10 protein-coding genes are annotated in these 12,566 nt (G+C 48.6%); 5 read left to right on the forward strand and 5 right to left on the reverse strand.

The features are described from left to right. Positions 1–35 precede the first annotated feature (35 nt). The 3 genes from hisF to hisH are packed head-to-tail and all read right to left on the reverse strand — an operon-like array spanning position 36 to position 2,143. The gene (hisF, locus tag BP71_RS14960) at positions 36–809 is read right to left on the reverse strand and encodes an imidazole glycerol phosphate synthase subunit HisF (protein ID WP_496380493.1); all 774 of its coding nucleotides are present in this window, start codon (positions 807–809) and stop codon (positions 36–38) included. Between the two features lie 3 nt (positions 810–812). Next, entirely contained in the window at positions 813–1,535 is a 723-nt protein-coding gene (gene hisA / locus BP71_RS14965; protein ID WP_496380495.1) for a 1-(5-phosphoribosyl)-5-[(5-phosphoribosylamino)methylideneamino]imidazole-4-carboxamide isomerase, read from the reverse strand. 17 nt (positions 1,536–1,552) lie between these two features. Continuing rightward, on the reverse strand, positions 1,553–2,143 hold the full coding sequence (hisH, locus tag BP71_RS14970) for an imidazole glycerol phosphate synthase subunit HisH (protein WP_496380497.1): 591 nt from the start codon (positions 2,141–2,143) through the stop codon (positions 1,553–1,555). A 278-nt stretch (positions 2,144–2,421) separates the two neighbouring features. Between hisH and BP71_RS14975 the strand changes: the two genes are divergently transcribed. From BP71_RS14975 to BP71_RS14995, 5 genes are all read left to right on the forward strand, one after another. Continuing rightward, entirely contained in the window at positions 2,422–3,915 is a 1,494-nt protein-coding gene (locus tag BP71_RS14975; RefSeq protein ID WP_496380499.1) for a M14 family zinc carboxypeptidase, read from the forward strand. Between the two features lie 205 nt (positions 3,916–4,120). Beyond that, positions 4,121–4,744, forward strand: coding sequence for a HupE/UreJ family protein (locus tag BP71_RS14980; RefSeq protein ID WP_496380501.1), 624 nt, complete (start codon positions 4,121–4,123; stop codon positions 4,742–4,744). A gap of 28 nt (positions 4,745–4,772) precedes the next feature. After that, on the forward strand, positions 4,773–7,148 hold the full coding sequence (locus tag BP71_RS14985) for a M1 family metallopeptidase (protein WP_496380503.1): 2,376 nt from the start codon (positions 4,773–4,775) through the stop codon (positions 7,146–7,148). Positions 7,149–7,474: 326 nt separating this feature from the next. Further along, a complete protein-coding gene (locus tag BP71_RS14990; RefSeq protein ID WP_496380505.1) occupies positions 7,475–8,422 on the forward strand; it encodes a D-2-hydroxyacid dehydrogenase in 948 nt (315 codons plus the stop codon). Positions 8,423–8,564: 142 nt separating this feature from the next. After that, positions 8,565–10,733, forward strand: coding sequence for an ArnT family glycosyltransferase (locus BP71_RS14995; protein WP_496380507.1), 2,169 nt, complete (start codon positions 8,565–8,567; stop codon positions 10,731–10,733). Positions 10,734–10,745: 12 nt separating this feature from the next. On the opposite strand, the gene BP71_RS15000 is transcribed toward BP71_RS14995, so the two are convergent. Together BP71_RS15000 and BP71_RS15005 are read right to left on the reverse strand one after the other, a co-directional pair. After that, a complete protein-coding gene (locus BP71_RS15000) occupies positions 10,746–11,129 on the reverse strand; it encodes a hypothetical protein (protein ID WP_496380509.1) in 384 nt (127 codons plus the stop codon). Between the two features lie 91 nt (positions 11,130–11,220). Further along, entirely contained in the window at positions 11,221–12,549 is a 1,329-nt protein-coding gene (locus BP71_RS15005) for a beta-helix domain-containing protein (protein WP_496380511.1), read from the reverse strand. Between the last annotated feature and the right edge of the window lie 17 nt (positions 12,550–12,566).

Here is a 12,566-nt window from a genome sequence, read left to right on the forward strand (position 1 = left end):
GATGAAACCGCAATATATTCTTTTGAAACGCACCTTTACCGGGTCATACGGATAGGCAGGTCTTTATTTTTTAAATAATCCTTCAAATCCGGGATATCGATCTCCCTGAAATGAAAAATACTGGCTGCCAGGCCGGCATCCGCCTTCCCTTTCGTGAACACATCATAAAAGTGTTCCATGCTCCCGGCACCACCCGATGCAATTACCGGAATATGGGCATTGCCCGATATCGTGGCGGTTAGTTCCAGCGCAAAACCATTCTTCGTACCGTCTGTATCCATGGAGGTCAGTAGTATTTCTCCCGCTCCCCGGTCTTCAACCTCTTTGGCCCAGGGGATAGACCGTATTTCAGTCGCCTTCCTTCCTCCATGCGTATGCACGATATGCTCGTGTCCGTTTTCCGTTGCGATATAACGCGTATCGATCGCGACCACAATGCACTGACTTCCAAATTCCAGCGAAAGTTCGTTGATCAGGTCCGGATTGCGTACCGCTGCCGAATTGATAGAAACCTTATCGGCGCCCGCATGCAATAGTGCGGATACATCCGCGATGGATGAAATACCACCACCGACGGTAAAAGGGATATTGATCGTCTGTGCTACTCTGCGCACGAGGTCAATAAATGTCGAACGACCGTCGACGGTAGCGGTAATGTCCAGATAAACCAGCTCATCGGCTCCCTGAGCGGCATACAATGCGCCCAGCTCTACGGCATCGCCCGCGTCGCGCAAATTCACAAAATTGACCCCTTTGACCGTCCGGCCGTCTTTTACATCCAGACAGGGAATGATTCGTTTTGTAAGCATATTTTAAACTGAAAAACGCTGTAAATCGGCGAGGCTGATCCGGTTTTCGTAAATGGCTTTACCAATGATCACGCCGTAGATGTTCATTTCCGCCAGTTTTTCCACATCCTCGATCCCGGCAATGCCACCGCTGGCGATGATATTCAGGTTGGGGCATTTTTCCTGAAGGTTCTTATATAAATCAAAAGAAGGGCCTTGCAGCAACCCGTCTTTCGCCACATCGGTGCTGATCGCGTACCTCGCGCCCTTGGCTACATATTCTTCCACAAAATCATATACCCAGATGGCCGTTCCTTCCTCCCAGCCGCTCACGGCGATCTTCTCATTTTTTGCATCCGCGCCCAAAATGATCTTCTCGCCGCCGTAGGTTTTAAGCCAATGCTCAAACAAATCGGGCCGTTTCACGGCGATGCTGCCACCGGTAATCTGCTTCGCACCGCTTTCAAATACGATTTTCAGATCATCGTCCGACTGTACGCCTCCACCGAAATCGACATGCAGCGATGTCTTGCCCACAATCCTTTCCAGCACTTTCCAGTTGACAACCTTTTTGGCTTTGGCACCATCGAGATCCACCAGGTGAAGCCTTTTCAGCCCGGCATCTTCGAATTGCTGCGCAACTTCCAGCGGGTTTTCATTATAAATCTTTTTCTGACCATAATCGCCCTGGGTAAGGCGAACGCATTTGCCTTCAATCAGGTCGATAGCGGGTATAATCTGGATCATGGACTTGGGGCAGGCGGTTATTGAAGTTTAAGAAAATTTTCGAGGATCTGCTGGCCGGCGTTTCCGCTGATCTCGCAGTGAAATTGTGCTGCGTAGAAGTTATCCTTGCGTAGCATGGCGCTGAATGGCGATGCATAATCGCAGCTGGCAATCGTATAATCGCACAGCGGGGCCGCATAGCTATGCACAAAATAGACATATGCATTATCAGGCAGTCCTTCCGTCAGGGATGACTTGTAGCCGGATATATTGTTCCAGCCCATATGCGGCACTTTCAATCCCGGGGGAGCCTGAAAACGTTTGACATCGACATCAAAAATCCCCATGCATTCGGTATTGTTTTCTTCCGAAAACCGGCACATCAGTTGCATGCCCACACAGGTTCCGAAAACAGGTTGTTTTAATGACGGAATCACCCTATCCAGTCCGACGCTCCGCAGATAGTTCATCGTGGTGCTGGCCTCTCCTACACCCGGGAATATCACTTTATCGGCCGACCGGATCTCCGCTTCGTCGTCGGTATAAAGGTAAGTTGCGCCAATACGGTCGAGCGCATACATGACCGATTGCACATTGCCCGCGTTGTACTTGATAATGACGGTTTTCATTCTATTCTGAGCTTGAAATCGACAACAAAAAAGCCCGATCTTATCAATCGGGCTTCTGGGATACTATGTATTCAACCTTATTACAACACTACTTGCAAAAACACATCACCCTAGACGTCCGAGAGCCAAGAGGCCGTGATGCAAATGATATGTTTCAGCTGTTAACATGGCACAAATGTAATCAAAATTTAAAATAATAGGATACCTGGGACGTAAATATTACATTAAAATTTGCTTAGAAAAATCTTTACCTTGCGGCTGACAAATGGCCTTGTACCATGCAAAAACATTTCATTCCACAACTCGTTTTCCTGCTAATTACCTTGATTACCGTTGATTCCCTGGCACAGACTGAAGACCTCGCACGCCGCCTTTTCAATGCACACGAAAACTACCGTGAAAAGACGCTTACGCAGCGCCGCTTCAAGCAAAAAGACATCCTTCCGCTGATTTCCAACCGACAGGGTAATGCCTTGTACCAGATCGAAAAAGTGGGCGAGTCGTTCGAAGGGCGGCCTATACAGATGATCAAAATCGGGAACGGCAAGAAGAAAGTGCTGTTATGGACCCAAATGCACGGCGACGAGCCCACAGCGACCATGGCCAGTTTCGATATCTTCAATTTCATCGAAGGACGGAACGATGGCTTCGACAGTTTCCGCAAAAACCTGCTGGACAACACGACGTTATATTTCGTACCCATGCTGAACCCCGACGGTGCCGAACGCTACCAGCGCAGGACTGTGCAGGGTATCGATATGAATCGTGACGCCGCGGCCCGCCAAACCCCGGAAGCGGTAATCCTGAAAGGCCTGGTGGACCGTCTCAAACCCGATTTTGGATTCAACCTGCACGACCAGCTCCCACGTTATTCCGCCGGGCGCAGTGCCAAGGTGGCAACCATATCCTTTCTGGCTACCTCCTATAATTATGAGCTGTCGATCAACCCGGTCAGAGAGCGATCAATGCAATTAATCGTCGGGATGAATAAGATCCTTCAAAAATATATTCCCGGTCAGGTAGCGCGATATGCCGATGACCATGAGCCACGCGGGTTTGGAGATAATGTTCAGAAATGGGGCACCACACTGGTGCTGATCGAATCGGGAGGCTATTTGGGCGACCCGGAGAAACAATACATCCGGCAACTCAATTTCATGGCAATCCTTTCTGCATTGGACAAGATCGCCGATAATTCACTGACGAAAGAAAACCGGGAAGAATATTACAGCATTCCCGAAAATGGCCGCTGGATCTACGACCTGGTCGTCCGTAATGCGACGGTGAAGCAATCGGGCAAATCCTTTACCGCCGACCTGGGTATCAACCGGAACGAAATCAATTATGCCAATGCGAGTAAATTCTTCTATTACAGCAAAGTTGAAGATTTCGGAGATTTGCACCCGCAATTCGGAAGCGAGGAGATCGATGCCGCCGGACTGACCATCGAGAAAGGAAAGATATACCCCACCACCTACCGGAATGTGAGTGAAATCAGCAAACTGAATGCATATAATCTGCTCAAAGAGGGTTATACGTACGTCAGGCTCGCACCCGACTCCAACACGCGTGCCCTGGGACTGTATTTCACCACCGCCCCCTTGCATATTCTCCGGAGCGGGCAACCTGCTCCTACCGGCACTCCCGGACTAGGCAATACCGCCACTTTCATTCTCAAAAAAGGAAGTAAAGTGAAATATGCGGTGATCAATGGTTTTGTATACGATATGGATGACTTCGAAGCGGCAAAGGGGCAGGGTATTGTGGAATAGACTCACAATCTGACCTTTGAATTTTCAAAAGCCCGGGACGCAAATCCGGGCTTTCCTGTTTCGTAGCTCGTCATTATAGTTTTCTTGCACCTGTCGTATTTTAATTACACTGTTGGTTTCCTGCCCCTAAATAAATATCTTCGGTTTACCTATTTTTGTCTTGACAATTAATTTTGTCGGTCTCACGTTTCCTAACCCTAGTTTAATGTCCGAGTTTCAGGCCTACCTTCAATTAGGTTTCAACCACATTACTGATTCCAACGGCTATGATCACATCCTGTTTATCATGGCGCTTTGCTCCGTCTATACATTGGTGGATTGGAAAAAAGTCATCGTTCTGGTGACCGCATTCACGGCCGGGCACTCCATTACGCTCGCTCTTGCTACATTGGGTTATGTCAGTGTCAAACCTGACTGGATCGAGCTGCTGATACCCGTCACGATCATGGTCACCGCCTTTCTTAATTTCTTTCATAAATTCCCAAAAGGCTCATATACTTCCAAGGAAGAAGGTCCCGCGTTCAGGTATCCGCTTGCATTATGCTTCGGACTGATCCATGGATTAGGCTTTTCGAATTACCTGAGAGCGTTGCTTGGTAAGGAAGCAGAGATTTTCAATCCACTACTCGGGTTCAATGTCGGGCTGGAATTAGGACAACTCATCATTGTGTTTATTATCTTAGTCATTGCATTTGTAGTGACAGAACTCCTGCGTGTCCAGAAGATTACCTGGATCCATATTTTATCGGGGATCATATTCGGAATGGCCTTTTCCCTGATCCTCCAAAACGAACTTTTCCGGACATTGACCGGTATGCCGGTAAACTAAAGAGAACCTAATTAATGATTAACCAATTATGAAAAAAAAGCTGCTCCCGTTACTCATGCTGCTGTTATCCATCTGTTCGATGGCCCAGCAGCTGCCCACTTCACCCAATTATCAGGCCAACGATCGTTTTGAACAACTCGGCACCGTGCTTCCCACTCCAAACAGCTACCGGGCAGCATCCGGAGCACCGGGACGGGAGTATTGGCAGCAACGCGCCGATTACGATATCAAAGTCGAATTGGATGACGACAACCGCCGGATTATCGGTTCCGAAACCATTACGTTCTTCAATAACTCCCCGGACGATCTCAAATACATCTGGCTGCAACTGGATCAGAATCTGTTCAAAAAAGATGGTATCGGGGCCATGTCCAGGACAGGGACTGTCAATGAAAAAGGGATGACCACCGCCCAGCTTCAGGCATTGAACAATGGCCGGGGGTCACTGGATCCCAAGACCGAGTATGGCTACATGATCTCCGCAGTAAAGGACAAAAGCGGCAAGGCACTGCCTTACACCATCAACGGAACGATGATGCGAGTTGATCTGCCGATGGTGATGAAATCCGGTACAAGCTTCGTTTTCGGAGTGGACTGGAGCTATTACATCACCGAGTATTATGGCCGCAGCGGCTACGAATTCTTTCCCAAAGATGGCAATGCCAACTACTTCATCGCGCATTGGTTCCCGCGCATGGCCCCATACGACGACGTCAATGGCTGGAATCATAAGCAATTCCTCGGGCAGGGCGAGTTTGCATTGATATTCGGTAACTATAAAGTAGCGATCACCGCCCCCGCCGACCACGTGGTCGCTGCCAGCGGCGAATGCCAAAACTATGCGCAGGTACTGACCGCAACACAAAAACAACGCCTTAAACAAGCCGAAACATCCAAAACGCCGGTCCTGATCGTGACCCAGGCAGAAGCGGAAAAAGCTGAAAAACGTGAAAACAAAAACCCAGGCAAAAAAACCTGGATCTATAAGGCCGACAACGTACGCGACTTCGCATTTGCGAGCAGCCGGAAGTTTATCTGGGATGCCATGCAGAGCGATGTCTACAAAAGTGGGCGCAAAATCTGGTGCATGTCGATTTATCCCAAGGAAGGCAATCCGCTTTGGGAACAATACTCAACCAGGGCTGTGGCACATACCTTAAAATCCTACGGTGCCCGTACTTTTGAATATCCTTACCCGGTTGCGATCTCCTGCCATTCGGTAGCCGGCGGCGGGATGGAATATCCTATGATCAGCTTCAACGGAGGCCGGCCGGAAGAAGACGGCACTTACACTGAAGCCGTGAAATATGGCATGATCGGCGTGATCATTCACGAGGTAGGCCACAACTTCTTCCCGATGATCGTAAACTCCGACGAGCGCCAGTGGGCATGGATGGACGAGGGGCTGAATACATTCTGCCAATACCTGGCGGAAAAGGAATGGGATTACAACTTCCCTACCCGCCGGGGCGAGCCTAACCAGATCACGGAATATATGTCGTCCGACAAATCCGTTCTGAGCCCCATCATGGCTTCGGCAGAAAATGTGATCGGCCTCGGCCCCAATGCCTATGGCAAGCCTGCCACTGCATTGAATATTCTCCGCGAAACTGTCATGGGACGCGAGCTGTTTGACCATGCATTCAAAGAGTACGCTACTCGCTGGCGTTTCAAAAGCCCTACGCCCGCCGATTTCTTCCGTACCATGGAAGATGCTTCCGGTGTGGACCTCGACTGGTTCTGGAAAGGCTGGTTCTATGGCGTAGAGCCGGTCGATCAGGATCTGGTAACCGTGGACTGGTTCAGCATAGACACTCAAAATCCTGCTATCGAAAAAGAGCTTGCGCGCAAGGAAGATGCACGCAAGAAACTGACAATGAGCAAAATTCAGGACGCCAAAACGAAAGGTGAAACCGTGGTAGCCGAAGATTCTACCATGGCCGACTTTTACAACCGCTACGACCCGTTCAAGGTAACGGAAGCCGATAAGCAGAAATATGAACAATATTTGTCGACACTGACGGAAAGTGAGCGCCAGCTCATTCAGGAAAATGCTAATTTTTATACTTTATCCATTAAAAACAAAGGAGGCGTTCCTATGCCTGTGATCGTTAAAATGGGTTTTGAAGACGGTACCGATTCCGTGGCTGTGTTCCCGGCGGAGATCTGGCGCTTCAACGACGCACAGATCAACAAGGTGATTTCAACCAAAAAGAAAGTCGTTCAATGGACACTGGATCCTTACCAGCAGATCGCGGATATCGATACCGAGAACAATTCGTTCCCGCGTATCGCCCAACCTACCCGGTTCCAGATCTACAAGCAGCAATTGAAAAAAGGGCCCAACCCCATGCAAATGCAGGGCGCAGGCGCGGGCAAGGTGAGTACCGAACCCAAGAACTAATCGCCAAACTGATTAAAAAGCCCTCCCGATTCGGTAATTTCGGGAGGGCTTTTTAATGCAAATTCAAAATTTGATCTATGTAATTTCAGAATTGGCATCAAACGGTCATGAAATCTACTTACTCGCTCAAAACGGCAACTCGTTCGATATCTTTGAAATCAATTCTACCCGGACGATCATGTTGGAACATTTCAAAGAACTGAATTGCTTTGCCGAAATTTCAAAAAACAAACAGGCTAAAAAACATTAATCTACGGAGGTAGTAACAATCAGCCGCATAGCCAGTACTCTGTTTTAGGATGGAGAAATATCTAAAAAATCACCTTATGAACATCGTAATTCTCGACGGCTATACCCTTAATCCCGGCGATCAGAACTGGGAACCCATTCAGAAACTTGGAAAAGTTACCATCTATGACCGCTCCGGAACGGATGAGATTGTCGGCAGGGCCGCAGATGCGGAAATCCTGCTGGTCAACAAAGTGGTACTCTCGGCAGAAACACTCGCGCAGCTTCCAAAAGTAAAGTATATCGGGGTAATGGCGACCGGCTTCAACAACATAGACATCGAGGCTGCCCAAAAGCAGGGTATTACCGTTACCAATGTAAAAGCTTACGGCCCGGCGTCCGTAGCCCAGCAAACTTTCGCATTGCTGCTATCGATCGTCAACCGGGCAGAAACACATAGTCAAAGTGTTTTTGCAGGTGAATGGGTCTCGTCGCCGGACTTCTGTTACTGGAAAACCCCGCTGACCGAACTATCAGGGAAAACAATGGGGCTGATCGGCCTGGGTGACATCGGTTCGCAGGTGGCACGCATAGCGCTCGCATTCGGCATGCGGGTGATCGCCTACCGCAAGCATCCCGTGCCAACCGAAGGAATCGAAATGGTGTCGCTTGACGACATTTTTACACAAAGCGACGTCATCAGCCTGCATTGCCCGCTCACCGGGGAAACGCGTGAAATCATCAACAGGGATAGTCTGTCGAGAATGAAAACCAATGCGATCATCCTCAATACCGGCCGTGGCCCGCTGATCCATGAAGCCGACCTGGCCGACGCTTTACGTACAGGAGTGATTGCAGGCGCAGGCCTGGATGTGCTCTCGGTTGAGCCTCCGCGGCCCGACAATCCGTTGCTTTCCGCTCCTCACTGCGTCATCACCCCCCACGTCGCCTGGGCTACATTCGAGGCACGGCAAAGGCTGCTGCGAATGGTTGCCGACAATCTGGAAAGGTTTCAGAATGGTTCTCCGCAGAACGTGGTTGCATGAATTCCGGTACTAGCTGAAAAAATATACTTTCATGCACGTAAACTAACTACATCTGGTCTCAGCGCGAATTATAGCATACATTTGCATTACCAGGCCGCCAATTAAAGGCCCGTTTTTTTGACCTCAATACCATTTTCATAGTATGGGTATTTGTTTACTCCTGATTTCGTTTGCGTGCATTTTTACGATTTTCTTCCTTCGCTCTACCGAGGCAGGCATTTACACCAATATCCGCAAATCATTTATATTATCGCTCGTCACCAACGCGGCGGTCATTTTCCTGTACAACGAGCTGTTTTCATTCTTCGACGCCATTAGCACGACATCCGCCTGGGCATTCTGGACGGTCGAGGCGGCCGGCGTTTCTGCACTTGTTTACTATCTGAATCATACGAAGAAGATCAAGCTGAACGGGCTAAGCGAATTAAAGGACGCCTTGCGCCTGAAGGGATTCGGAAGCACGCAAAAGGTCGTGATCACCGGCATTACATTGCTGTACATGGTACCCTTGTTGTTCCTGGCTGCTTATGTGGCACCGAACAATTACGACACCCACATGTACCACCTGAACCGCATCCTCATCTGGATATACAACGGAAATCTCGATCATTTTCCGACTATGCATTTGCAGCAGCTATACCTCAATGTATTTGCGGAATATATGGTGCTGGATACTATGCTGCTTTCCGGCTCCGATCAGTTTGCGGGGCTGGTTCAGTTCGGCGCATTCCTGGGTTCGATCTGCGGGATTAGCCTGATCGCCAAAAAGTTTGGCCTCGGCAAAGACGGACAGCTACTGGCGGCTATCTGCTTTCTTACCATACCCATCACCATTTTCGAAAGCACCAGCACCCAGGTCGATCTCTGCGGCTGCTTTTTCTTCATCACATTCGTCTATTTCGGGTTCGAACTGCTGGAACGGAAATCCACGCTGGCGCTTGTCGTGTTGCTACAATCCCTTGCATTCGGAGGATTTTCAAAATACACCATACTCATCTTCGCACTGCCGTTCGCGGTCTATTTCGGTGTACGTATTCTGCTGCAATACCGGCTCGGCTATGCAGCCAAAGTACTGGCGCTCGCGATTGTGTTGCTTACCGCGACATTCGGACCGTTCTTCTACCGTAATCATGCCCTCTTCGGCCATGTAATGCGACCATTGCGTGATACCCCGTTTGCTTCGGAAGAGCTGCCTGCCAACAAACATTCGCCGCTTTACACTTTGTCCGGCATCGTTAAAAATGCGGGGCTGAATATCGGCCTTCCCGACACCCGTTTCAACCGTTTCCTCGATACGGAGATCAGATCTTTACACGAAGCCATTGGCGTCAATATCGACGATCCTGATCTGAGCGTCGACCCGTTTTCGGTCAAATACTCGGTGCAGGAGGATATGATCCCCAACACGATCCATTTCTGGCTGATTGTCATGGCGGGAATTCTGCTGCTTTTTGCGCCGCTGAATGCAGATATCAAATGGTTTTGGACATGTTCCGCGCTGGGGTTCCTGCTGTTCTGTACATTGATGAAGTTTCAGCTGTGGAGTACCCGGACACAAATGCCGCTTTTTGCCCTGGGCGCAGTCCTGATCTCCTGCATTTATTGTTTGAAACTACGCTGGCGAACCATTTACCTGAGTGTCGTGCTCCTGCTGACTTCATTGCCATTTGTATACGGAAACCCGAGCAAAGAGCTCATTTCCATCAACTATCTCACCCGCAAGGCGCTTGGCCACATCCCGATCGCCATTTGCGAGAGCAGCGACGCGGTCGGGAAAGTATATGAAGAATATTTAAGCCAATATTATGAATGGCCTGGCAAAGATCATTGCCACCCATTGAAAGGATTCCCGGGTTACAGCGAAAGGCGAAAGGTTTTCTCCCTTCTCGAAAAAGCAGGATACTACGATCAGGACCGTACCTCGAATGTCTTCTCGATGGGGCGCGACAGGGCCTATTTCCTGAGCCATCCTGACGATTACCTCAGTTTCAAGGAACTCTTGCCACACATTCAGGGGGATAACCATAACGTCGGCATTCTTTTCCGTAAAAACATCGGGTATTACCATTTCTGGAGCGCGATCGGCAACAAGGTTAACCGGCCCGGAAAAATGGATTATATCCGCTATATGAAAGAACTGGCACCGTTGGAAAACTCAAAAAGGGAATTCTGCTATGACTATGTTCTGTCAGATGATCCGAGCCTGATCGATTCCTTTATTCCCAGGGGTAATATCGCGAAGATCTATTCCAGTGAATTGCTGCATTTGGTAGAACTGAAAAAACCGGGGTGCGAAAAAGTGTTGTTCTGAAAATCAGGCCTGCTATCGCTTTTTTCTAAAATAATAATAGTAAGCCCCCGCTCCGCTTTTATCGCGAGACATCAGAGAGTCGTAATGCTCCCAGCCATTACTTTCCATGAAACCGAGTAATGCGGCGGTGGACGCAAAAACCTTCTCCTTCTTTGCTTCGGCGTCGAAGATCGTCCGGGCCTTGTCATCGTTATCAAAGCTGTCGGCTCTGAAATTCGTCTTCTGACCATAATCAACGAATACATTAACCGACTTGCTGGAAAATCGCTCAGTGATCAGGACCTCGACAATCCTGATTCCTTCATCTTTGTTAATATCAACATCACCGACCCACACCTGGGCGGAACTATCATGAACAACACACCAAAATAGGATTGACGCAAGTATGAATTTCATAGGAACAATTGTTAGAAGTTACAAATCGAAAAAAAAGCCGGAAGCATCGCCTCCGGCTTTTATGAAATTCTGACACCAATTATATAAGATCTTAATATTCTGTATTCTGAGGATCAAAGTTGGTCCAGCCGGTTGTCCAGTCCGTTGTACCAAATGCTCCGATGTAAGTATTTGCTTCAAAACCGGCTGGCAAAGTCACACCGCCTGTCAGCAATGGAGAACCTGTCTGAGGAAGTACTTTCAGGCCTGCTCCCAATGTGTTGTAAGCCGCATCGAGTTTCAAAGTTGCCACGTCGGTTCCGAACATATTTTTGCGGGCTGCATCTTTCAGCAATGTCGAGTCACCCGAAACTATTGGTTTAGCCATTCCAGTAACCACCAGGCCTCTGTAATCGGATTTGCCGCTAACAAAATTCGCTTGCGAAGCGGCTTGTTCCAGCTCCAAACCTCCTTTATAGTTACCAACAACGACGGAGTTGAAGATACTAACAGCTGAATTACGACGAATTCTATATGCCGAACGATACTTAGCATTAACAGTTCCAGGAGCGAGGAAGATACTCACGTTGCTGAATTTAGCAGCTGTCTGAGGAGAATCGTTAGAACCGGAAGCGTCGTTATCAGACTCAAAACCATTTGAATCGGAGCATGAGCACTGGTCAGCTATTGCGGGATCTCTCAAAGCCATTGCGTATTGTACGTTTCCGCTGAAACCCCAGTCGGTATCGAAATCGTCATCCAAAGTGCGGTAAGAGATAAGGTGCTTAGGGCTAACAGTTCCACCGAACCATTCGTAAGCATCGTCACCGCTGTAAGAAACCTGTACATAGTCGATTGTAGTTCCTGAACCAACGCCACCAAACGTAACGCCGTTGATCTCCTTATCGGTTTCAAATCCGATACCTGCAAATTCAACTCTTACATATTTCAACACGCCTGAATTGTCTGCTGCATCTGTCCCACCGAATGTCGAAACGTTCTCACCTTCAATTGTCGGCTTAGGTTTGTTAACAGGGGCTTTTCCGAGCAAAATGATACCACCCCAGTCTCCGTAGTTACGCGCACCTTTTGGCGCGGAAGAAGTAAACACGATTGGTTTAGTAGCAGTACCTTCTGCGATCAGTTTCGAACCGGGTTTGATGATCAGAGATCCTTTCGTCAATTTATCGCCTTTAATGATTGTTCCTGGTTCGACGGTCAATACCGCGCCGTTGTCAACATACACAAAGCCTTCGAGGATATATTTGTTTGCAGCTTTCCAGGTTGTCGAAGCCGAAATTGTTCCTTTAACGGTAATTGTTTCACCCACTGGATCCGTTGGTCCCGGATCTTCTCCATCATCATCAGTTTTACATGACACAACTACGAACGATGCGGAAAGTACCAGCATTGCTAATAACCAAGTTGCTAACTTTTTCATTTAACAGGTTGTTTAAT

This window comes from Dyadobacter ginsengisoli DSM 21015 (genome assembly GCF_059568735.1).

Coding starts and splice junctions, on each gene's coding strand:
- hisA (WP_496380495.1), bottom strand. CDS start 1,535: ATGATCCAGATTATACCCGCTATCGACCTGATTGAAGGCAAATGCGTT.
- BP71_RS14975 (WP_496380499.1), top strand. CDS start 2,422: ATGCAAAAACATTTCATTCCACAACTCGTTTTCCTGCTAATTACCTTG.
- BP71_RS14980 (WP_496380501.1), top strand. CDS start 4,121: ATGTCCGAGTTTCAGGCCTACCTTCAATTAGGTTTCAACCACATTACT.
- BP71_RS15000 (WP_496380509.1), bottom strand. CDS start 11,129: ATGAAATTCATACTTGCGTCAATCCTATTTTGGTGTGTTGTTCATGAT.
- hisH (WP_496380497.1), bottom strand. CDS start 2,143: ATGAAAACCGTCATTATCAAGTACAACGCGGGCAATGTGCAATCGGTC.
- BP71_RS14995 (WP_496380507.1), top strand. CDS start 8,565: ATGGGTATTTGTTTACTCCTGATTTCGTTTGCGTGCATTTTTACGATT.
- BP71_RS14990 (WP_496380505.1), top strand. CDS start 7,475: ATGAACATCGTAATTCTCGACGGCTATACCCTTAATCCCGGCGATCAG.
- hisF (WP_496380493.1), bottom strand. CDS start 809: ATGCTTACAAAACGAATCATTCCCTGTCTGGATGTAAAAGACGGCCGG.
- BP71_RS15005 (WP_496380511.1), bottom strand. CDS start 12,549: ATGAAAAAGTTAGCAACTTGGTTATTAGCAATGCTGGTACTTTCCGCA.
- BP71_RS14985 (WP_496380503.1), top strand. CDS start 4,773: ATGAAAAAAAAGCTGCTCCCGTTACTCATGCTGCTGTTATCCATCTGT.